Annotated in this window: 20 protein-coding genes; 11 read left to right on the top strand and 9 right to left on the bottom strand. The window is 64.8% G+C overall.

Annotated elements, in window-relative coordinates; translation table 11 throughout:
* Positions 1 to 23: 23 nt before the first annotated feature.
* From HZB49_RS21465 to HZB49_RS21455, 3 genes are read right to left on the bottom strand one after another with little or no spacing between them, the layout of a single operon-like run.
* Positions 24 to 1,607, bottom strand: coding sequence for a gamma-glutamyltransferase (locus HZB49_RS21465; protein WP_291615001.1), 1,584 nt, complete (start codon positions 1,605 to 1,607; stop codon positions 24 to 26).
* An 18-nt stretch (positions 1,608 to 1,625) separates the two neighbouring features.
* Complete coding sequence (locus HZB49_RS21460) at positions 1,626 to 2,486, bottom strand: enoyl-CoA hydratase-related protein (protein WP_291615000.1); 861 nt, start codon at positions 2,484 to 2,486, stop codon at positions 1,626 to 1,628.
* 10 nt (positions 2,487 to 2,496) lie between these two features.
* Positions 2,497 to 3,837 (bottom strand): cytochrome P450, encoded by a 1,341-nt coding sequence (locus HZB49_RS21455; RefSeq protein ID WP_291614999.1) that lies wholly within the window; start codon positions 3,835 to 3,837, stop codon positions 2,497 to 2,499.
* 171 nt (positions 3,838 to 4,008) lie between these two features.
* Here HZB49_RS21455 and HZB49_RS21450 point away from each other — a divergent pair, with 171 nt between their 5' ends.
* Complete coding sequence (locus HZB49_RS21450; protein WP_291614998.1) at positions 4,009 to 4,782, top strand: enoyl-CoA hydratase-related protein; 774 nt, start codon at positions 4,009 to 4,011, stop codon at positions 4,780 to 4,782.
* 5 nt (positions 4,783 to 4,787) lie between these two features.
* On the opposite strand, the gene HZB49_RS21445 is transcribed toward HZB49_RS21450, so the two are convergent.
* Positions 4,788 to 5,078, bottom strand: a complete 291-nt coding sequence (locus tag HZB49_RS21445; RefSeq protein ID WP_291614997.1) for a DUF1330 domain-containing protein — start codon at positions 5,076 to 5,078, stop codon at positions 4,788 to 4,790.
* A 48-nt stretch (positions 5,079 to 5,126) separates the two neighbouring features.
* Positions 5,127 to 5,726, bottom strand: coding sequence for a sigma-70 family RNA polymerase sigma factor (locus tag HZB49_RS21440; RefSeq protein WP_291614996.1), 600 nt, complete (start codon positions 5,724 to 5,726; stop codon positions 5,127 to 5,129).
* A 146-nt stretch (positions 5,727 to 5,872) separates the two neighbouring features.
* On the opposite strand from HZB49_RS21440, the gene HZB49_RS21435 reads away from it, so the two are divergent.
* The 3 genes from HZB49_RS21435 to HZB49_RS21425 all read left to right on the top strand — a co-directional run bounded on the left by HZB49_RS21435 (position 5,873) and on the right by HZB49_RS21425 (position 7,678).
* Complete coding sequence (locus HZB49_RS21435; protein ID WP_291614995.1) at positions 5,873 to 6,472, top strand: sigma-70 family RNA polymerase sigma factor; 600 nt, start codon at positions 5,873 to 5,875, stop codon at positions 6,470 to 6,472.
* Positions 6,457 to 7,017: a cupin domain-containing protein gene (locus HZB49_RS21430; RefSeq protein WP_291614994.1), complete on the top strand. Its 561-nt coding sequence runs from the start codon at positions 6,457 to 6,459 to the stop codon at positions 7,015 to 7,017. The genes HZB49_RS21435 and HZB49_RS21430 overlap by 16 nt, the downstream gene beginning before the upstream one ends.
* A 226-nt stretch (positions 7,018 to 7,243) precedes the next feature.
* Entirely contained in the window at positions 7,244 to 7,678 is a 435-nt protein-coding gene (locus tag HZB49_RS21425) for a cupin domain-containing protein (protein ID WP_291614993.1), read from the top strand.
* A gap of 38 nt (positions 7,679 to 7,716) precedes the next feature.
* On the opposite strand, the gene HZB49_RS21420 is transcribed toward HZB49_RS21425, so the two are convergent.
* Positions 7,717 to 8,856 (bottom strand): acyl-CoA dehydrogenase family protein, encoded by a 1,140-nt coding sequence (locus tag HZB49_RS21420; protein WP_291614992.1) that lies wholly within the window; start codon positions 8,854 to 8,856, stop codon positions 7,717 to 7,719.
* A 79-nt stretch (positions 8,857 to 8,935) separates the two neighbouring features.
* The gene (locus HZB49_RS21415) at positions 8,936 to 9,484 is read right to left on the bottom strand and encodes a cupin domain-containing protein (RefSeq protein ID WP_291614991.1); all 549 of its coding nucleotides are present in this window, start codon (positions 9,482 to 9,484) and stop codon (positions 8,936 to 8,938) included.
* A 151-nt stretch (positions 9,485 to 9,635) separates the two neighbouring features.
* On the opposite strand from HZB49_RS21415, the gene HZB49_RS21410 reads away from it, so the two are divergent.
* Both HZB49_RS21410 and HZB49_RS21405 read left to right on the top strand, forming a co-directional pair.
* Positions 9,636 to 10,964, top strand: a complete 1,329-nt coding sequence (locus HZB49_RS21410; RefSeq protein ID WP_291614990.1) for an aspartate aminotransferase family protein — start codon at positions 9,636 to 9,638, stop codon at positions 10,962 to 10,964.
* Positions 10,965 to 10,992: 28 nt separating this feature from the next.
* Positions 10,993 to 12,258 carry a D-amino acid dehydrogenase gene (locus tag HZB49_RS21405; RefSeq protein WP_291614989.1) on the top strand — a complete coding sequence of 422 codons (1,266 nt, stop codon included), beginning with the start codon at positions 10,993 to 10,995 and terminating at the stop codon, positions 12,256 to 12,258.
* Here HZB49_RS21405 and HZB49_RS21400 read toward each other — a convergent pair.
* Positions 12,255 to 12,485 (bottom strand): hypothetical protein, encoded by a 231-nt coding sequence (locus tag HZB49_RS21400; RefSeq protein ID WP_291614988.1) that lies wholly within the window; start codon positions 12,483 to 12,485, stop codon positions 12,255 to 12,257. The two genes, HZB49_RS21405 and HZB49_RS21400, sit on opposite strands and share 4 nt — an antisense overlap.
* A gap of 50 nt (positions 12,486 to 12,535) precedes the next feature.
* Between HZB49_RS21400 and HZB49_RS21395 the strand changes: the two genes are divergently transcribed.
* Positions 12,536 to 13,228, top strand: a complete 693-nt coding sequence (locus HZB49_RS21395) for an OmpA family protein (protein WP_291614987.1) — start codon at positions 12,536 to 12,538, stop codon at positions 13,226 to 13,228.
* A gap of 33 nt (positions 13,229 to 13,261) precedes the next feature.
* Positions 13,262 to 14,278, top strand: coding sequence for a CBS domain-containing protein (locus tag HZB49_RS21390; protein ID WP_291614986.1), 1,017 nt, complete (start codon positions 13,262 to 13,264; stop codon positions 14,276 to 14,278).
* Between the two features lie 44 nt (positions 14,279 to 14,322).
* Here the strand turns inward: HZB49_RS21390 and pap are convergent, their stop codons facing one another.
* Positions 14,323 to 15,831: a polyphosphate:AMP phosphotransferase gene (gene pap, locus HZB49_RS21385; protein ID WP_291614985.1), complete on the bottom strand. Its 1,509-nt coding sequence runs from the start codon at positions 15,829 to 15,831 to the stop codon at positions 14,323 to 14,325.
* Between the two features lie 112 nt (positions 15,832 to 15,943).
* On the opposite strand from pap, the gene HZB49_RS21380 reads away from it, so the two are divergent.
* The 3 genes from HZB49_RS21380 to HZB49_RS21370 all read left to right on the top strand — a co-directional run bounded on the left by HZB49_RS21380 (position 15,944) and on the right by HZB49_RS21370 (position 20,360).
* Positions 15,944 to 16,609 carry a hypothetical protein gene (locus HZB49_RS21380; protein WP_291614984.1) on the top strand — a complete coding sequence of 222 codons (666 nt, stop codon included), beginning with the start codon at positions 15,944 to 15,946 and terminating at the stop codon, positions 16,607 to 16,609.
* A 21-nt stretch (positions 16,610 to 16,630) separates the two neighbouring features.
* Positions 16,631 to 18,790: an adenylate/guanylate cyclase domain-containing protein gene (locus tag HZB49_RS21375; RefSeq protein WP_291614983.1), complete on the top strand. Its 2,160-nt coding sequence runs from the start codon at positions 16,631 to 16,633 to the stop codon at positions 18,788 to 18,790.
* 127 nt (positions 18,791 to 18,917) lie between these two features.
* On the top strand, positions 18,918 to 20,360 hold the full coding sequence (locus HZB49_RS21370; RefSeq protein WP_291614982.1) for a caspase family protein: 1,443 nt from the start codon (positions 18,918 to 18,920) through the stop codon (positions 20,358 to 20,360).
* Positions 20,361 to 20,499 lie beyond the last annotated feature (139 nt).

The following is a 20,499-nucleotide window of genomic DNA, read 5'->3' as shown; positions in this document are numbered from 1 at the left end:
TCGGTGCCACGATTTCGTCCGGCCTATGCCTCCGCGACCGCGTCGCCCCAGGGCTGCGCGGTTTCCGACGCGCCGGAATTCGTGGCGCCCTGCCGCATCACCACGCTCGGGCAGGCGAACTTCATCGGAAACGTCTGGATGCGCGCTTGCTCGTAGTCGAAGCGTGCGCGCAACGCCTCGTGCACCGGTGCGGGCAGGCGCACGTCGCCGATCACGATGGCGCCTTCGCTGGCGTCGATGCGCGGCTGGTGGATCGCGGCGTCGAGGTCCATGCCGAAGTCCATGGCGAAGGAGAGAAGCTGCGTCACCGCCGGCAGGATTCGGCGGCCGCCGGAGGCGCCGACCGCGAGGCGCCTTCCGTCGGATGTTTCCGCCACCACCGGCGTGTAGTTGGTCAGGCAGCGTTTGCCCGGCGCCAGCGAATTCGGCACGCCCGGCGTCGGGTCGAACCACATGATGCCGTTGTTCATGGTGATGCCGGTTGCGGGCGCCACGAATTTCGAGCCGAAGGTCGAGAGCAAGGTCTGCGTTACCGCGGCCATGTTGCCGTCCTTGTCGACGACGGAGAAATGCGTGGTGCAGGCCGGCGCCAGATGCTCGGCCCCAAGGGTGCGGCGGCCATCGGCATCGCCCATGTCCGAGAGCCGCTCGCGATAGGCCGCCTGCAGCGCCAGCGCATACTCGCTGTAGGCCGCGGCATCCGGCGCGCGGCCGGGCGACCATTTTTCCAGGCGGCGCAGCGTCGATGCCAATGTCGGACCGGCGGTCAGCTCCGGCGTCGCAAACACCTTGCCGCCGCGATAGGGGATTTGCAGCGCCTCGCGATGATGGGCGCGGAACGCGGCGAGATCCTCCACCGACAGCGCACCGCCTGCGGCCTTGATATCTGAAGCCATGCTGTGCGCGATGTCGCCTTCATAGAAATCTCGCGGGCCCCGCGCGGCGAGCTGCTCCAGCGTCGCCTGCAACCTGTCCTGCGGCAGCCGCACGACACTCTTGATGCCCCATTGCGCGTTCGGCGGCAGGCCGTCCTGCAAATAGGCGGCGGCGCTGGCCGGGTAACGGCGCAAATCCATTGCGGAGCTTGCGATCATCAGCGTGGTCCACCAGTCGACCAGCAGGCCTTCACCAGCGAGTCTTGCGCCGGGCCCGAGCAATTCCTTCCACGGCATCCTGGCGTGACGGCGATGCGCTTCCTCCATGCCCGCCACCACGCCGGGCACCGCGATCGAGCCGGGCCCATGCAGGTTGCGGTCGTCCTTCACCCGCGGCCAGGGGAAGATGTCGGAGGCGGCGCCCCCGGTGAGCGGATAGTCCTCGACGCGCAGGCTGTTCGGCGAGCGCATGCCGTAGTCGATCACCTCGTAACGGTTTTCCCGGGCCCGATAGAGCACCATCGCGCCGCCGCCGCCCATGCCGCTCATCCAGGGCTCGAGCGTGCCGAGTGCAAAGGTGGTCGCGATCACAGCGTCGACGCAGTCGCCGCCTTCAGCCAGTACCGCGGCGCCGACTTCGGCCGCACGCCGCGACTGCGACGCGACGATGCCGCCCTTCGAGCTGACGGCGGGCTTGCGGAGCTGTTGCGAGTTGGAGAATTGGTCGTGCATGACGTTTCCTGTTGTTGCTTATTGCTTCTGCGCGCCGCGCCACCATGGATACTGGCTCGGCATGTCCTGCGACACCTTGCCGGGAAAGGCCGGCGCACGCTTCTCGATGAAGGCCTGCACGCCTTCGCGGACGTCGGCATGGCCGCCGCGCTCGATCGACATCGGCTTGTCGATGTCGAGGAGTTCGAACGGATCGGGGGCGCCGGCAAAGCGCCACAGCATCTGGCGGGTCAGCGCAATGGAAACGGCCGAGGTTTCAGCCGTCATCTCGTGCGCGATCTCCTTGGCGCGATTCAGCAACTCGTTGGGCTCGACGACTTCGCTGACCAGGCCACCCTTGTGCGCCTCGTCGGCTTCAAAGACGCGTCCCGAAAGGCACCAGCGCAGCGCCTGCGGCAGGCCGACGAGCTTTGGCAGGAACCAGGCGCTGCCGGCTTCCGGCACCAGCCCGCGGCGGGCGAAGATGAAGCCGATCTTTGCGCCCCTGGCCGCGATCCGCACATCCATCGGCAGCGCCATGGTGATGCCGACCCCGACCGCGGGGCCGTTGATCGCCGCGATCGACGGCTTTCGGCAATTGAAGATGGCTTCGACAAAGCGGCCGCTGCGCGTGCCGGCGCTGGAGAAAACACCGGCGCCATGGCTGCCGGAGGTATCGAAGCTCTTGGCGCCGCCCGAAACATCCGCGCCGGCGCAGAAGGCGCGGCCTGCGCCGGTGACGATGATCGCGCGCACCTCGTCGTCGCGGTCGGCGCGCTCGAAGGCGTCGGTGATCTCCGCCCCCATCTGGCCGGTATAGGCGTTGAGCTTGTCCGGCCGGTTCAGCGTGACGATCATGAAAGGGCCGTCGCGCTCGCAGCGGATTTGTTCGTATTCCATGGGTGTCCCTTCAGCCCGCCCGCCGTTCCGGCGTAAAGCGCACCGGCAGCTTGCGGATGGCATGCACGAAATTGTTCGGGGCGACGTCGATGCCCCCGGCATATTCGATGTCCGGCAGCCGTGTCAGCAACTGACGGTAGACTTCCTCGAGCTGCAGCTGCGCCACGCGCTTGCCGATGCAGACATGCGGGCCGAAGCCGAAGGCGATGTTCTTCGACGCGTTGGCGCGGCGGATGTCGAGCTTGTCGGGATCGGGGAACACGGACGGATCGCGGTTGGCCGCGGAAAAATACATGATCACCTTTTCGCCTTCGGCAATCTTCTGCCCGCCGATTTCGGTGTCGCAAGTCGCCGTGCGGCGCATGTAGATGACGGGGCTGACCATGCGGATCAACTCGTCCACGGCGTTGGGCAGCAGCGACATATCCGCCATCAGCGCCTTCTTCTGGTCGGGAAATTCGGTCAGGAGCTTCATCGATCCGGAAATCGTGTTGCGCGTGGTGTCGTTGCCGGCAAACACGATCAGCAGCCACGAGCCGTCGAGATATTCGTTGCGCAGCAGTTCGCCGTCGACCGTGGCGCGCGCGATTGCGCTCATCAGGTCCGGCTTCGGGTCGGCGCGGCGTTTCTGCAGCATGTGCTGGCCGTATTCGAACATCTCGGCGACGTTCTCGTTGAACGCCTTGACGAACTTCAAGAGCTCCGGCGTCAGCTGCGGCTCCTTGCGCTGCTTTGCCGTGATGTAGCCTGCGACTTCCAGATAATGCATCCAGGTGATGAATTTCGGCCGGTCGGATTGCGGTACGCCGAGGATTTCGCACAGCGTGAACAGCGGCAGCTGCGCTGAGAGCTTTTCGACGAGATCGCATTCGCCTGAGTGCGCCATGGCGTCGATCAGCCGCGTGGTCTCCGCGGCGACCTTCTCCTTCAGCCCTGCGAGGTAAGCCGGGGTGAAATACGGCATGTGCTCCTTGCGCAGCTGCAAGTGCCAGGGCGCATCCATGTTGATCATGGCGTCGACGGAAGCGCGGAACAGCAGCGGATGCCGGCTCTCCTTCGGGCCGTACGTCATCAGGATGCCGCCCTTCTGCGACGAGAAGGTCTTCGGGTCGCCGTCGACGCGCATCACATCCTCATAGCGCGTCAGCGCCCAGAAGCCGGGGCCGTTGCTGCCCTCGCGCTGCCACGACACCGGGGCCTGCGCGCGCAGCCGCGCAAACAGCCCGTAGGGCTGGCCGTCCGTGAATTTCTCGGATTCGGTGAGGATGTCCTGGTCGAGCTCGGGGTAGGCTTTCGGGAAAACGGGGCCGGGCGGCAGCGAGTCTGGCAGGGTTTCGCTCAAAAGCAGCATCGACGTCCTTCCTCCGACCGGCTCCTCCCATCGGAGCTTGACGCAAGTCTTGTGTTTGGCCGAACACTAGTATGCCCGCGAGTGAAGTCAAAGCCTGCGCGAATGCGCGCATTGGCGTTTGCACGCAGGGAATGGCACAGTGCAGAAAACGCGGCTGCAAGGGAGAAGAAAATGGCCGGAGTGAAACAGGGCAGGGACGGCGCGGTCGGAATCCTCACGCTGAACGAGCCGGAGAGCCTGAACGCGATGACGCCCGATCTCCTGGGCGCGCTCGCCAGGGCCATTGCGGAAATGACGGCCGATCCTTCCATCCGCGCGCTGGTGCTGACCGGCGCGGGGCGCGGCTTTTGCTCCGGCCAGAACCTGAAAGCCTCGGAAGCGCTCGGCCAGGACATCGTTGCCGGGGTGATGAATTTCTACTGGCCCACCTTCAAGGCACTGCGCGAATGCCGCGTGCCGATCGTGGTGGCCGTCAACGGCGTTGCGGCCGGCGGCGGCTTCAGCCTCGCGATGGCCGGCGACATGATCGTCGCCGCACGTTCGGCGAACTTTATCCAGGTGTTCAGCCGGATCGGCCTCGTGCCCGATCTCGGCTCGACCTGGCTGCTGCCGCGCCTGATCGGCCGCCAGCGCGCGCTTGAGCTGATGCTGTTCAACGAGCCGCTGTCGGCCGAGCGCGCGAAGGAGTGGGGCCTGGTGCGCGAAGTCGTCGACGACGCTCAACTGATGGCGGAAGCACTCAAGCTGGCCCAGCGCCTCGCGCAAGGCCCGACCCGCGCCCTGGTCGCCACCCGCATGCTCCTCGAAGAGAGCGAGCACGCCAGCTACGCCACGCAATTCCGCAGGGAGATCGAGGTGCAGTCCGAGGTGCGCCGGAGCGCCGATGCGCTGGAGGGACGGGCGGCGTTCGTGGAGAAGAGGAAGGCGAGTTTCAGCGGGAGGTAGCCGTTCTACTTCAACCCACGCACCGTCATCACCACCGCATCGGCGCCCGCCTTGCGATCCACTGCGATCTCCTGGTACTCGGGGGACTCCTGGAACTCCCGCGCCGCTTCGGCGTCCGGGAATTCCATGATCACGACCTTGTCGCGCGGCCAGTCGCCTTCCAGCACGACCGGGTGCTCGTCGGCGACGAGCAGCTTGCCCTTGAAATTCCTGAACACGCCGAAGAAGCGCTGCTGGTAACGGTCGTAGCGCTCGCGCGCGGTGAATTTAAGCTGGGCGATGATGTAGACGCTCATGCGGTGCTCCCGGTGACGGGAGCATTTCGACCGGACGAAAGCGCCTCGTCAAGCCGCCCGGCTGGCGCGGCTCTGCGCTTCCTCTTGCTGCATCGATTGCCGAAGCTCGATCAGTGAGCGGCGCAGATTGGTCTTGATGGTGCCGGTCGGCACGCCGTAGGCCTTTGCCAGGCTGTCGCGGCTTTGCTCGCGGACATAGGCGAGCAGAATCAGCTTGCGTTTGGCCGGGTCCATCCTGCGGATGGCGGCAAAGGCGATGGCGCGGCGCTGGGCGATGTCGATCTCTTCCGCCGGGTCGGGCTCGCAGGCATCGACGCGTGCGCTCTCGTCGCCGAATTCCAGCGTCTCGAGCTTCTGCTTGCGCAGCGTGTCGATGGCGCAATGCCGCACGATGCTGGCCATCCAGGCGATCGGCGAGGCGAGATTGACGTCGAAAGAGGCGGCGTTGCGCCAGATCCGCAAATAGACTTCCTGCACGATGTCTTCGGCGGCCGATCGGTCGCGCAGGATGCGCAGCGCGACGCCGAACAGCTTGCGGCTGGTGAGGCCGTAGAGCTTTGCGAAGGCTGACTTGTCGCCGGATGCAACCTCGGCAAGCAATGTGGCAAGGCCGTCCTTGTCACGGTTTGCGTGGATCGCTGGTTGCATGATTTTTCCCCCTGCTTCACGCCTGCTCCCCGTCGCCGGGCAGCGAGCTATGCCGGCAAATACAGGGTTCGGAGCCGAATTGTTTCAGGGGCCGGCATATTATTTTCGTGATGCAAAACCTGGCGTTGCGCTGAAACTTTTCCAGATTGATCCGTACCTCCGAGGCCCTTATACCCGGGGCGGTCAATTTCCTCCCGGGGCTGGGGCTGCAGGTGTCGAACGGCGAACTCGCAACCACACTCGAACGGGTCGCGGAGGGAGACCGGGTCGCGTTTCGAAACCTGTACCAGGCCGTCGGGCCGAAATTATTCAGCCTCTGCAAGCGGTTGTTGAGGGACCACGACGCCGCCCAGGATGCTCTGCAGGATGTGATGTTGCGGATCTGGGAGAAATCTCCCCTGTTCGACCGGACCAGGGGTGACGCCATGGGCTGGATGCTCGCACTGGCGCGCAACGTGGTTTTCAACCGCCTCTCGCAAAGGCCGGCCGCGGCGCTGTCGTTGAGCGATGACGAGGTCGCCTCCGTGGTCGAACGCCTTTCGGTGGGCAGCGACCCATCGCTGGGCCAGGATTTGCGGCGCTGTCTTGGAGGCTTGAAGGAAGAGCATCGCCGCTGTGTCGTCATGGCATATCATTATGGACTAAGTTACGAGGAACTTTCGGCGCTTGCTGCCGTACCTCTGGGTACAGTGAAGAGCTGGATTCATCGTGCGATCGGGCAGTTGCAGACATGTCTGAACCAGTAAAGCCCGAGGACTTTGTTGCGGTCGAATACGCGCTGGGCCTGCTGCGTGGCGAGGCGCGCGCCCGTGTCCGCGAACAGCTCGAATCCGATGACCGCCTGCGCGCGGCGGCCGATCATTGGCAGCAGACCTTTGCCGAACTGGACATGGCGGAGCCGGACAGCGATGAAGCGCTGCCGGCGGGAATGTTCGACAGCATCCTTGCGCGCATTGACGCCGAAGGCATGCAGCTGCCGGGCACGCGCACGCGGCGTGCCGGAAGCGCGAACTGGCGGGAGATCTCGCCTGGCGTGATGTCGCGCGTGCTGCACATCGACCGCGCCAAGAACCGCCAGTCGCTGCTGATCCGCATGGCGCCCGGCGCCGTGTATCATTCGCATGCCCATGACGCGGATGAGGAGGCCTTCATCGTCGAGGGCGATCTTTCCTTCGGCGATCTCAAGCTCGGGGCCGGCGACTATCACATTGCCGGAGCGTCGACCCGCCACCCGCCGGGACGCACCATTGGCGGCTGCCTCGTTCACGTCGTGACCAGCCTTTCGCACTGATTTTCGCTTTCGCTGAAAGCGAAAACCCCGTGCCAATACGGGCCGGCGCGATCAATCTTTAGCCATGCCGGCGGAAACGCCGGTTTATGCGCTGTTTTTCTCCGCCGTCATTCGCTACATTGAGCGCATGTCGAAGGACCAGCGGCCGGATTCTTCATTGTCTGCGGAATACGCCCTCGGATTGCTCCGTGGCGGCGAACGTTCCGCCGTGGAAGCAGATGCCGGATTGCGTCACGACGCAGAAGGCTGGCAGGCGAAACTCGCGCCGCTCGACGGCGCGGAAAGCGAGCCGGTTCCGCCGGGATCGTTCGAAAGGATTCTCGCGCGCATCGACGAACAAGGCATGTTGCTGCCGGGCACGGCCACCAAACGCGCGGCAGATGCCGAATGGCGCCAACATTCCGACGGCATCACCTACCGCGTGCTCAAGGTGGATGAGCGGTTGAAGCGGCGGACGCTGCTGGTGAAGATGCAGCCGGGCGCGATCCTGAAATCGCATTCCCACAGGTTCGAGGAAGAGTGCCTGGTGATCGAGGGCGACCTGCGATATGGCGACCTCGTGCTGCGTGCCGGCGACTATCACCACGCTTGGGCCGGCGCGCACCATGCCGATGGCATTACGGCGGCTGGCTGCCTGCTGCATGTGGTGATCGCCATCTAGATCCGGTCGCGCGCCGGTTGGACCCGCCGGGATTGCGATCAGGATGCGCCGAGCGAACGCGCGATGATGTTGCGCTGAATCTCCGAAGTACCTTCGCCGATGATGTAGACCAGCGCGTCGCGATGGAAACGACCGGCCGGATATTCCCGCATGATGCCGGCGCCGCCGAGGATGCGGATCGCCTGTTCGGTGACACGAACCGCCATTTCGCTGGCGACGAGCTTCACCCTGGAGGCGGTCGGGGCATCGATCGTTCCCTGGTCGACGCGCCAGGCGCCGTAATAGACGAACCACTTCGCCGCCTCGATTTCGGCGGCCATGTCGGCGAGCTTGTGGGCGATCGCCTGGTATTCGATGATCGGCTTGCCCCGCACGATCCGCGTCTTGGCAAATGACAGCGCCGCATCGAAGGCGCCGCGCGCCATGCCGATGCAGTTGGCGGAAACGCCGATCCGGTTTTCCGACAGCGAGTCCCGGACGATGCCGTAGGTGCCGGTCTCGCCGCCAAGCAGGCAGTCGTCGGGCACGAACGCGTCCTCGATGTAGATCAGGCCGGTCTCGGACGAACGGATGCCTTCCTTGTCGAGCTTGCTGATCCGGAAACCCGGATTGGGCAGTTCGACGATGAACAGGCTGATCGCGTCGGTCGAAAGATCCGGCTTGGTGCGCGCGGCCAGCATCAGGAAATCGGCCATCGGTGCGTTGGTGATGTAGAGTTTTGAGCCGTTGAGGCGCCAGCCGCCGCTCACCTTCTCCGCCTTGGTCCGCATGGCGCGGATGTCGGAGCCGCCGTCGGGCTCGGAGAGACCGAAGCCGCCGATCTTCTCGCCGGCGAGCCCTGGCACGAAGAAGCGCGCCTTCTGCTGCGGTGTGCCGGCGCGCCAGATCGGCCACAGCGCCAGATGAGTGTGCGCCGACCATGAGGCGGAGAAGGACTGGCAGACCCGGCTCATCTCCTCGCGCACGATGCAGTCGCTGATCTTGTCGAAGCCGGAGCCGCCGTCGGCTTCGGGATAGCGCACGCCGAGCAGGCCGAGTTCGGCCCATCTGCGGAACAGCTGTCTCGGAAATACCTCGTTCTCCTCGGCTTCCGCGACCAGCGGCGCCATCTCCTCGGCGGCGAAGCGGGCGATGGTCTCGCGCACCTGCTCCTGTTGCGGCGTGAACTCGAAATTCATGGGCATTTCCTTGTTGATGTTCTTTTGCGACGCGGCAGCCTATCCGATGGCTGCCGGCCGATAGCTGCGCCAGATCAAATCAGAACGTCGGCGGCGTGCAGGCGCTGATCACCTCGCACGGCCTGTTGCCGATGCAGCGGAAGCGATGCGGGCGCCGGCTCTCGAAATAATAGGCATCGCCGGGTCCGAGGATGCGCCGTTCGCCATCCACGGTCACTTCCAGCCGGCCCGAGATCACGATGCCGCCTTCCTCGCCGTCATGCACCAGCGGCACGCGGCCGGTGTCGCCGCCGGGGCCGTAATGCTCGCGCAGGATCTGCAGCGCGCGGCCGAACATGGTGTCGCCGACCTGCAAGTACGAGATCGGCTTCTTGCCGATCTCGGTCAGTTCGTCGGCGCGGTAGAACGCCTTGCGCGGCCGCTCCGGCTCGATGGCGAAGAATTCCGCCAGCCCCATCGGGATGCCGTCGAGGATGCGCTTGAGCGCGCCGACCGACGGATTCATCTGGTTCGACTCGATCAGCGAAATCGTCGAATTGGTGACGCCGGAGCGCTTGGCGAGCTCCCGCTGGGAGAGCTTGTGGCGGTTGCGGACGAAGCGGAGTCGCCCGCCGATATCGACGCTCATCGGATTCCCGTGTTGCAGGTGTTGCGGATCGGATAAATATGCCTTGGCTGATCCAGTAAAATCAATGGCTTGACCGGAACCAGAAAAGGACTTGTTGAACGATTCCCGCCATGAGACGGCTAGCCTCTCCCCCTGCAGAAGGAGTCGTGCCGTGACGGTTCACCAGATTCCCAACACCCTCGACCTCGAAGCCTTCTGGATGCCGTTCACGGCAAACCGGCAGTTCAAGGAGACGCCGCGGCTCATCGCTTCCGCCGAGGGCATGTATTACACCAGCATCGACGGCCGCAAGGTGATCGACGGCTCCGCCGGGCTCTGGTGCGTCAATGCCGGCCATGGCCGCAAGCAGATCGCGGCTGCCGTCGAGCGCCAGCTGATGACCCTCGATTTCGCGCCGTCGTTCCAGATGGGCCATCCCATCGCCTTTGATTTCGCCAAGCGTCTTGCCGAAATCGCGCCCAAGGGGCTCGATCGCGTCTTTTTCACCAATTCGGGTTCGGAGTCGGTCGACACCGCCTTGAAGATCGCGCTGGCCTATCATCGCGCGACGGGGCAGGCGGCCCGTACGCGCCTGATCGGCCGCGAGCGCGGCTATCACGGCGTCGGTTTCGGCGGCATGTCGGTTGGTGGCATGGTCAACAACCGCCGCGCCTTTGCCACCCATCTGCCCGGCGTCGATCACATCCGCCACACCTACGATCTCCAGCGCAATGCGTTCTCGAAGGGGATGCCGGCGCATGGCGCCGAACTCGCCGATGATGTCGAGCGCATGGTGGCGCTGCATGGCGCCGACACCATCGCGGCCGTGATCGTCGAGCCGGTGCCGGGATCGACCGCCGTGCTGCCGCCACCGCAGGGCTACCTGCAGCGGCTGCGCGAGCTCTGCGACAAGCACGGCATCCTGCTGATCTTCGACGAGGTCATCACCGGCTTTGGCCGGCTTGGTACACCATTCGCCGCGAATTTCTTCGGCGTCACGCCGGACCTGATGACGACCGCCAAGGGCATCACCAACGGCACTGTTCCCTGCGGCGCGGTCTTCGCCAGCCGCAAGGTGCACGACGGCCTGATGACCGGCCCGGAAAGCCAGATCGAGCTGTTCCACGGCTACACCTATTCGGCGCATCCGACGGCGTGCGCGGCGGGTCTTGCCACGCTCGACATCTACAAGGACGAGGGGCTGCTGACACGCGGAGCGCAGCTCACCGACCACTGGCAGAATGCGCTGCATGCGCTGAAGGGCCTGCCCAATGTGATCGACATCCGCAATGTCGGCCTGATGGGCGCGGTCGAGCTTGCGCCCCGCAAGGACGCGGTCGGCGCGCGCGGCTACGAGGTCATGGTCGAATGCTGGAACAAGGGCCTGTACCTGCGCAACAGCGGCGACTCGCTCGCGATGTCGCCGCCCCTGATCGTCGAGCGCAGCCATATCGACGACATGATGTCGATCCTGTCGGACGTCATCAAACGCATCGCGTGACGCGGCGCAGGGCCGCGGGAGCGCCGCTGTGAAAGTCCTGATCCTCGGCAGCGGCGTCATCGGCGTCACCTCCGCCTGGTACCTCGCGCGTGCCGGACATGAAGTTACGGTGGTCGACCGCCAGGCCGCCCCGGCGCTGGAGACGAGCTTTGCCAATGCCGGCGAGGTCTCGCCCGGCTATGCCTCGCCCTGGGCCGGACCCGGCGTGCCGGTGAAGGCGATCAAGTGGCTTCTGATGAAGCACGGCCCGCTGGTGATCCGCCCCAATCCGGATCCCGCGATGTGGTGGTGGCTGCTCAAGATGCTGCGCAACTGCACGGCGGCGCGCTATGCCGTCAACAAGAGCCGGATGATCCCGCTCGCCGAATACAGCCGCGATTGCCTGAGGTCGCTGCGCGCCGAAATCGGCATCCATTACGACGAGCGCAGCCAGGGCACGCTGCAGCTGTTCCGCAAGCAGGCGCAGCTCGATCACACCGCCGACGACATCGCCGTGCTCGAGCAATACGGCGTGCCGTATGAACTGCTGGATCGCGAAGGCTGCATCGGCGCCGAGCCGGCGCTGGCGCTGGTGAAGGACAAGATCGCAGGCGGACTCCGCCTGCCGCAGGACGAGACCGGCGATTGCCAGATGTTCACGGCAGCACTTGCCGAACACGCGGCAAGGCTCGGCGTGCAGTTCAAGTTCAACGTCGGCATCGATCGCGTCATCGCCGAGGGCGGACGCATCACCGGCGTCGCCACCAGCGAGGGCATCCTGCAGGCGGATGCTTACGTGGCTGCGCTGGGCAGCTGGTCGTCACGGCTGCTGCGCCGCGTCGGCGTCGCGATTCCCGTCTATGCGGTGAAGGGCTATTCGATCACCGTCAACGTAGCCGACGAAGCCGGCGCGCCGGTTTCGACCGTGATGGACGAAAGCTACAAGGTCGCGATCACGCGGCTGGGCAACCGCATCCGCGTCGGCGGCACGGCGGAAGTGTCGGGCTATTCCAACGCGCTGCACCCCGCGCGTCGCGCCACGCTCGATCATTCGCTGACCGACCTGTTTCCGCGGGGCGGCGACCTGGCTGACGTCAAGTTCTGGTGCGGCCTGCGTCCGATGACGCCGGACGGACCGCCGATCATCGGCGCCACCCGCTATCCGAACCTGCACCTCAATACCGGCCACGGCACCCTAGGCTGGACCATGGCTTGCGGCTCCGGCCGCGTGCTCGCAGACATGCTGTCCGGCCGCAAGCCCGACATCGACACGAGCGAACTGGCGATGAGCCGCTACGAGCACCGCTTCGGCTAGCGCGATGCGTCGTCGTCGCTGCCGGGTGGCGTCGGGGTTGCCTTGGCGGCCTCGCCAGGCGCCGCAGCGGGATGCTCGTCTTCTCCGCAGAGCTCGGCTTTTCCCTCGGCGATGACGTCCGCGACCTCGTGCGCGATCGACTTCACTTCCGCGACGACGGCCTTGGCCGCATCGGCGACCTCTTCCTTGATTGTCTCGATAATGTTGTCGTCGTCATCATCACCCATATGAACATCCTAGCGGCTGGGGATATCGTCCATTTGATATTCATCAAACAGTGTCGGTCCGCGGCACGATAGGTTTAATAGAAGTCAACAGGATACAACGCGCCATGACATATCGACACAGCGGAACACGCACTTTCATCAAGTTCATCGTGGCCTGCGGGGCAGTGTTGTTCGCCGCCAGCGGGGCCGCCATCGGCGCCGAGCCGGTCAGCGAGAGCAAGATTCTGCGGGCATTGACCCCGAAAAATCTCACGCGGAACCTCAGCGGCACCCGGACCCCGGAGGAGATCAAGCGTCAGAGCTTCATCAACAATCTGCGGAGCAAGTCGCGGTCGCTGTCGGTCGACGAGCGGACCGAGGTGGCGACCATCGCCAAGGAAAGGCCGAGTATCGATCTAGAGATCTACTTCGACTACAACTCCGCGGAGATCGCCAAGAAGGCGATGCCCGATCTGATGAATCTCGGCCGTGCGCTGACCAATCCCGCGCTTCAGGGCGGTGTTTTCCTGCTCAGCGGGCACACCGACGCCAAGGGTGGACCGGAATACAACCAGGGCCTGTCGGAGCGGCGGGCGCAGTCGGTGAAGAACTTCCTGATGGAGAATTTCCGGATAGCCGGCGAAAATCTCGTGTCTGCCGGCTACGGCAAGGAGCAGTTGAAGAATCAGGCCAATCCTTTCGCGGCCGAGAACCGGCGAGTGCAGGTGACGAATCTGCAGACCAAACAGGAAGCGGGCAACTGAGCTTGCCCGCAAGCTCGCGGTAAAGGAGACGGCATGAAGGCGCGCGACATCATGAACAGGAAGGTGGTGTCGACGCCGCCGGAGGCATCGAGGCGCGCGGTCGCCGAACTCCTGGTCAGGAACGGCATCAGCGCCATGCCGGTCGTGGACGCCAATGGCGTGCCGATCGGCATGGTCAGCGAAGGCGATTTGATGCCGCGCGACGAATCCGAACGCGAAGCCCGCCGCGACTGGTGGCTGAAGGCGCTGTCCGAAGGCGAGGATCTCAATCCGGAATTCGTGAAATACCTGGAATCCCAGGACCGTTCTGCGCGCGACATGATGGTGTCGCCGGTCATTACGATCGGCGAGGATGCCGACGTGGTCGAAATTGCGGAACTGCTGTCGGCGAAAAAGATCAAGCGTGTACCGGTCATGAGCGACGGCCGGATGGTCGGAATCGTCAGCCGCGCCGATCTGGTGCGCGCTTTCGCCAGTGGCGGGCAGGTGCCGCAGCCCGAACCCGTGCTGGAGCATGGCGCGGGAGATGTGGCTCCAGTCGAGAAAGCCGGCGCTTCGAGGCCGCTGCGCAAGGCGCCGGCGGCTTCCCCGTCTGCGGCGGCCGGGTCCGACCAACTGTCAGCTGGGACCTTTCGCGACCTTGCACTTCAGTTCAAGCTGCACGAGGTGTCGCATCGCGAGGAAATGAAGAACCAGGTTGCGGAGACCCATCACAAGCAGGCGAACGAAATGCTGCGGACGCGTCTCGCAGAGTCTTCATGGCAGCATATGTTGCGCAACGCCCGCGCCGCTGCCCAGAAGGGCGAGGAGGAGCAGCTCCTGCTGCGCTTTCCCTGCGAACTCTGTACCGACCACGGCCGCGCGATCAATGCGCCGGATCCGACATGGCCGGCGACGCTTCGGGGACTGGCCGCCGAAATCTACCTGCGCTGGAAGAAGGAATTGCAGCCGCAGGGGTTTGGCCTAGCGGCGCGGGTGGTCGACTTCCCGGATGGCGTGCCCGGCGATATCGGCCTGTATCTCGAATGGGGACGGAGGGAAGTATCCTGACCGGCAATGCCGGCCGGGCCGCTGCTGTACCGTCGATCCAGCCTTTACTTTCGTTTCTTTGAAACCTGCTCCAGGCGCTCCTCCAGCGCCGAGCAGAGGGTCTGCAGCACCTTGATGCGGGCATGGAGTTTGTTGTTGGCCTCGACCAGGGTCCAGGGCGCCTTCGCCGTGGACGTCCGGTCGACCATGTCGCAGACGGCCGTCTCATAGTCGTGCCAGCGCTTGCGATTGCGCCAGTCTTCCTTGGTGATCTTGAAGCGCTTGAACGCCACCTTTTCGCGCTCCTTGAAGCGCCGGTACTGCTCATCCTTGCTGATCGCGAGCCAGAACTTCACCACCACCGTGCCGTGGCGGGTCATGGCGTCCTCGAAATCGTTGATTTCGCCATAAGCGCGCATCCAGTCGGCTTCCGAACAGAAGCCCTCGATCCGCTCGACGAGCACGCGGCCGTACCAGGAGCGGTCGAAGATCGTCAGGTTGCCATGTCGCGGCAGGTTGCGCCAGAAGCGCCACAGGTAGGGCTGTGCGCGCTCCTCCTCGGTCGGCGCAGCGACCGAAACGGTATCGTAGAAGCGGGCGTCCAGCGCCTGGGTCAGGCGCCGGATGGCGCCGCCCTTGCCGGCACTGTCATTGCCCTCGAATACGGCGACGACGGAAAGCTGCTTCATGCGCGGATCGCGCGCCAGGAAGTTGAGCTTTCCCTGCCACTTCTCCAGCTCCTTCTTGTATTCCGCCCGCGTCATCTTCTGATCGAGCTCGAGCTTGCTCAGCACGTTCACGTCGTCGCGGGGAGCGGGCAGGGGAAGAGTCTTCTTCTTCGCCGGCCTTGCGGAATCGCTGGTGTCGTCCAGCCGCCGACGCAGCGTCGCCAGCAGGTGCCGGCCGACGGTGAGCGCCCGATAGCGCGGATCGGCGCCGGGCACCACGATCCACGGCGCCTCTCCGGTCGAGGTTTCGCGCAGGAAGGGATCGCAAACCTTGATGAAACGATCGTACAGCTTGAAATAGTCCCACTCGACGTCGGTGACGCGCCATCGCGTCCGCGGGTCCTTTTCCAGCGCGTGCAGCCGCTTCTTTTGCTGGCCCTTGGAAAGGTGAAACCAGTATTTGATCAGCAGGACGCCCTCGTCGTAGAGCATCTTCTCCAGCCGCCTGATATCCGCAACGGCGCTCGAGAACTCGCCTTCGTCGAGCTTTCCCATTACCCGCTGCACGATCGGCATCGTGTGCCAGGCGCCGAAGAAGACGCCGATCTGCCCTTTCGGCGGCAAGGCTCGCCAGAACCGCCAGTTCGGCGGGCGTTCGCTCTCCTCATCCGACGGCTGCCAGAAGGCATGGGTGTGGATATGACGCGGGTCCATCCACTCGTTGAGCAGGTTGACGGTCTCGCCCTTGCCGGCGCCTTCCACGCCGGCGATCAGGATCAGCACGGGAAAGCGGCGCTGCTCGAGCAGATCGATCTGCGCGTCGAGCAGGGCTTCGCGCAGCTTCTTCTCTTCGCGTTTGAAGGTGACCGGGCTGACGTGGTGCTTGAGTTTGGCGGATTCGAACATGGATGAAGCATGTAGCATGCTTCCGGGTCGGATCATGATTCAGATCAATTTCCCCATGGCGGCAAGTTCTATTGATGGCTCAGTACATGAGGACAATGAGAAAGGCAGCGCGATGAGAACGCTAATCGGTGCCGCCATCGGCCTGTTCGGTCTGGCCGCGTCGGCCGCCGCCCAGACGCCGGTGGCGATCGTCGAGGACGTGCAGGGCAAGGTCGAAGGCGTCGAATTCATGGACTATGTCGCGCCCGGCAAGGTCATCAAGCTCGGGCCGAAGGCAACCGTCGTGCTCGGCTACATGAAGTCGTGCTGGCGTGAAACCATCACCGGCGGGGTCGTGGTCGTCGGTCCCGAGCAGAGCTCGGTGCAGGCCGGCGAGGTCCAGCGTATCAAGGTGCCCTGCGATGCGGGCGCCGTGCAGCTCTCCGACCGCGAGGCAAAGCAGAGCGCGGCAACGGCGTTTCGTGCTCTCAACGTCGGCCCTGGTGCGCCGCCGCGAAGCCTTCCGACGCTGTTTGGCGCCTCGCCCCTCGTCGAGGCGAAGGGAGGCGACATGCTGGTGATCGAGCGGATCGATGCCGCAGGCGAGCGCTACGTCGTACCTCTGAAGGGCGCATTGGCGCGCGGCAAGTTTTACGACTTTGCCAAGACCGGCCAGTCGCTCACCCCCGGCGGCACTTATCTGGCGACGCTGGGACCGAAGCGGTTCACCTTCACGGTCGATGCGCGGGCCATCACAGGACCCACGCCGATCGTCGGCCGTCTGCTCAGGCTGCAATAGCGGGGCCGATTGCAGGCGATCATGCGGCTGCGCATCACCAGAAGGAACGTCGTCGCGGCTCTGCTCATTTCCCTTGTTGCCGGCATCCTGTTCACCTCTCCGCCGCTCGCCAGGCTGCAAGGGCTTTCGCTCGATACCTTGACGGCCTTGCGCTGGGAGGTGTTCGGCGACCGCGGATACCCTGCGTCTTCCCCGGTCGTCGTGGTCGCGATCGACGAGGAGACCTACCGGACGCCGCCGCTGAAGGGATCGCCGACCCTCACCTGGACGCGCGAGATCGGCGGCGTGCTCTCGGCCATCGTCGGCGCCGGCGCACGCGTGGTCGGCTTTGACGTCGTCTTCCCGACATCGATCGAGCAATCCGAGGTTCTGTTCGGCGAGGAGCCGATCGGCGCGCGCATGCGCGGCTTCGACCGCGACTTCCTTCGCGCTCTTGCCTCGGCCGCTGGCGCCGGCAAGCTCGTGCTAGGTGAAATCCAGAGCACGGACGATCCCGTCCGTCCCGCGCCGGGGCAAAGGGTCGCGGTGCGGCAGCAGAACAATATCCGGGCGCTCAATGTCCATACCGATATCGACGACGTCATTCGTCGATTGCCCCTGACGTTCCTGATCGACGGCAAGCCCGTGCCCTCGATGGCGGTGGAACTGGCATCCCGGGCGCTCGAGACCAAACCCGAATTCGATCCGGCCGGGCGGATGACGCTTGCGGGTTACCGCATTCCGGCCGCCGTGCCGAATACACTGACGCTCAACTTCCGCAGCGGCGGGCGGGATTTTCCCACCTATTCCTTTGCCGATCTGCGCGCCTGCGTCGAGAAGGGCGATCGCGAATACTTCCGGCGCGAATTCGAGGGCAAGGCCGTGATCTTCGGAACCTCTCTCGATTTCGAGGACAGGAAGCTCACCTCGATGCGCCTATCGAGCGGCCTCGAAGGCGCCGCGGCGCCGCGTTGCGCGCTGCCGGGCGCCGTCCGCGCCGGTCACCTCGCGCGAAACACCATGGCCGGGGTGTTCGTGCACGCCACCGCGGTCAGGAACCTGATGGAGCGGGATGCCGCGGTCGAGCCGGGCTTCCCGCTGCGAGCGACGATCACCGCGGCGCTGGCCTTCGTCGCCGCAATGTCGGCATGCGCATTTGCACCCCTTGTTGCATTGCTGGTCTTCCTGTCGGTCATCCTGGTCCATACGGGCGTCGCGACCGGCCTGTTCGTGCATTCGCTGGCGATCCCGGTGATCGAGCCCGCGGCTGCCGGCATTTCCGCGCTCGCCATGACCGTGGGATATCGTTTCGTGGTCGCCGACCGCGAGGAGCGCTTCCTGCGCAAGAGCTTTGCACTCTATCTCGCGCCACAGGTCATCGACACCATGCTGGCATCGGAAAAGATGCCGGCGCTCGGCGGCGAGATGCGCAATCTCACCGTTTTCTTCTCCGATATCGCCGGCTTCTCGTCGTTCTCCGAGCGGATGTCGCCGGGCGCGCTGGTGGCGCTGATGAACGAGTATCTGTCGGCCATGACCGACATCATCGAGCGTCATGGCGGGTACGTCGACAAATATATCGGCGATTCCATCGTTGCCGTGTTCGGCGCGCCGGCCGATGACCCCGATCACGCGCGAAGCGCAGTGCACGCAGCGCTGGAATGCCGCGACCGGCTGGAGCAGCTCAATCGCGACAACAGCTGCTTCCAGGGCGAGCGGCTGGCGCACCGGATCGGGCTCAATTCCGGCGAAGCGCTGGTCGGCAACATCGGATCGCACCGGCGCTTCAACTACACCGTGATGAGCGATGCGGTGAACGTCGCCTCGCGGCTGGAGGGCGCCAACAAGTATTTCAGCACGTCGATCATGGCCTCCGAGATGACCGTGGCGCTGACGGGAACGACCTTCTCCTGGCGCGAACTGGATGCCATCAGGGTCAAGGGCCGTGCCGATCCGGTGAAGATCTACGAGCCTTTGGCCGAGGCCGGGCACGAGACCCCCGAGCAGTCGAGGGTGGCGGCAGCCTATGCCGAAGGGCTGGCCTGCTGGCGCAGGCGCGAATTCGACCGGGCCAGGCAGTGCTTTGACCGTGTGGCCGATGTGGACCCGCCATCTGCCTCGTTCAGCAAGCGCGCCAGCGAATATACCGACAACCCTCCGCCGCACGACTGGGTGCCGGTCAATATCCTCGAGGGAAAGTAGCAAGCCCGGCTGCTGCGAACGGCTTGCACCGGCCGAATTCGCATCGGGAAAATTGAGACAGGTCAATCTGCGTGGAACCGCGCATGGTAACCGGAACATCAATCAAACCCTCAGGGCGGGTGATGCCATGTATTCGATCTCAAACTTGCGCAAGTCATCGTTGATCGCCACGAGCTTGCTGCTGGCAGCCGTTTCGGCAGCACATGCGGAAAAGCGCCTCGCGCTGGTGGTCGGACAATCGGCCTATCGTTCGGTGGTGGCGCTTCCGAACCCCAGCAACGACGCGAAGAAGATGACGGAGATGCTCGGCAATGCCGGCTTCGAAGTGACATCGACGGCCGACCTGACGCAGAATCAGTTGCGCGAGGCCGTCGGCGATTTCGCGGCGAAGATTGCGGCAAACGGACCCGATACGGTAGCGCTGATGTTCTATGCCGGCCACGGCCTGCAAGTAGACGGCGAGAACTATCTGGTCCCGGTCGACGTCGATCCCAAGCGCGAGACCGACATTCCCTTGCAGGCAGTGCGGCTCAACGACGTCATGAATACGCTGGGCGCGTTGCCGACGCGCATGCGCATCATCATGCTCGATGCCTGCCGCAACAATCCCTTCCCCGGGATAGGCTCTTCCACGGGCCACGGGCTTGCGATCGTCGACACCAAGGCGGGTGCCGCCGGTTCGTTCATCTCCTATTCGACCTCGCCGGGCGCGGTGGCCGAGGACGGCTCGGGCGAGAACAGCCCCTACACCACGGCGCTGCTCTCGGTCGCCAAGGAGCCGAACCTTCCGATCGAGGAAGCCTTCAAGCGCGTACGTGTCGCAGTCAACGACGCCACCGAGGGCCGCCAGATTCCCTGGGAAAGCTCGTCTTTGACGACGGATTTCAGGTTCTTCGGCGATCAGGCCGGCAAGCCCGGAACGGATCAGGCCAAGGCTGGCGGGCCGAAGCAGCCGTCGGTCAAGCGCAGCGTCGAGGACTGGCGCAAGGACCTGAAGGGCAAGGATCCGAAAATTGCCTATCAGCTCGTCGTCGCCGAGGACACCGTGCCGGCCTATGAGGCGTTCGTCGCCCTGTTCGCGCAACCGCCCTATAACGTGCGGGCGCGTTCGCTGCTGGAGCGCCGCTACATCATGCAGGCGTGGGCAACCGCGGTTGCGGTCAACACGGCGGCTTCTTATCAAACCTTCCTGACGACCTATCCGACCAGCGACCTGGCGGTGACGGCGCGCAAGCTGCAGGTGCGCGTTACCAACCGCGAGTTCGGTGCGCCGGCGGCCACGCTTGCGTCACTTGGCCCGATGTGCCCGTGCCCCGAGCCGCAACAGCTCAGGAAGCGGACCGAGGAGCCGACCAAGAAGCGGGCCGTCGAAGCTCCGCCCAAGCAACGTAAGACCGCCACGCCGGCTGCGCAGAAAGAGCAGGGAATTCCTCCGGAAGCCATCGGCGCCGCGATCGGCATCGGCATCGGCATTGCCGGCGGTCTGTCCGGCGGCGGTGGCGGTGGCGGCGGCGGTGGTGGCAAACCGCCTCCTTCCGGGCATCATCATCCGGAGGGGGGGAGATGGTGACTCGTAGGAAAGCCATCTCGCGCTAGGGTCACGCCTTCTCAACGGTTTCCGCGCGGCAGCACCGATCCAGTGCTGTCGCGCGATGGCTTTTCCGGCCGCCGCCGTCGGTTCGCGGTGGGTGCTAGAGCGTTTTCAAGCG

This window comes from Bradyrhizobium sp. (genome assembly GCF_016219575.1).
Lineage (GTDB): Bacteria > Pseudomonadota > Alphaproteobacteria > Rhizobiales > Xanthobacteraceae > Bradyrhizobium.
This window is presented reverse-complemented; position numbering and strand designations above follow the sequence as displayed.

Bases quoted from the DNA above. Each gene is read 5' to 3' on its own strand.
- HZB49_RS21465 (WP_291615001.1), bottom strand. From the start codon at position 1,607: ATGCACGACCAATTCTCCAACTCGCAACAGCTCCGCAAGCCCGCCGTC.
- HZB49_RS21460 (WP_291615000.1), bottom strand. From the start codon at position 2,486: ATGGAATACGAACAAATCCGCTGCGAGCGCGACGGCCCTTTCATGATC.
- HZB49_RS21455 (WP_291614999.1), bottom strand. From the start codon at position 3,837: ATGCTGCTTTTGAGCGAAACCCTGCCAGACTCGCTGCCGCCCGGCCCC.
- HZB49_RS21450 (WP_291614998.1), top strand. From the start codon at position 4,009: ATGGCCGGAGTGAAACAGGGCAGGGACGGCGCGGTCGGAATCCTCACG.
- HZB49_RS21445 (WP_291614997.1), bottom strand. From the start codon at position 5,078: ATGAGCGTCTACATCATCGCCCAGCTTAAATTCACCGCGCGCGAGCGC.
- HZB49_RS21440 (WP_291614996.1), bottom strand. From the start codon at position 5,726: ATGCAACCAGCGATCCACGCAAACCGTGACAAGGACGGCCTTGCCACA.
- HZB49_RS21430 (WP_291614994.1), top strand. From the start codon at position 6,457: ATGTCTGAACCAGTAAAGCCCGAGGACTTTGTTGCGGTCGAATACGCG.
- HZB49_RS21420 (WP_291614992.1), bottom strand. From the start codon at position 8,856: ATGAATTTCGAGTTCACGCCGCAACAGGAGCAGGTGCGCGAGACCATC.
- HZB49_RS21415 (WP_291614991.1), bottom strand. From the start codon at position 9,484: ATGAGCGTCGATATCGGCGGGCGACTCCGCTTCGTCCGCAACCGCCAC.
- HZB49_RS21400 (WP_291614988.1), bottom strand. From the start codon at position 12,485: ATGGGTGATGATGACGACGACAACATTATCGAGACAATCAAGGAAGAG.
- HZB49_RS21390 (WP_291614986.1), top strand. From the start codon at position 13,262: ATGAAGGCGCGCGACATCATGAACAGGAAGGTGGTGTCGACGCCGCCG.
- pap (WP_291614985.1), bottom strand. From the start codon at position 15,831: ATGTTCGAATCCGCCAAACTCAAGCACCACGTCAGCCCGGTCACCTTC.
- HZB49_RS21380 (WP_291614984.1), top strand. From the start codon at position 15,944: ATGAGAACGCTAATCGGTGCCGCCATCGGCCTGTTCGGTCTGGCCGCG.
- HZB49_RS21375 (WP_291614983.1), top strand. From the start codon at position 16,631: ATGCGGCTGCGCATCACCAGAAGGAACGTCGTCGCGGCTCTGCTCATT.
- HZB49_RS21370 (WP_291614982.1), top strand. From the start codon at position 18,918: ATGTATTCGATCTCAAACTTGCGCAAGTCATCGTTGATCGCCACGAGC.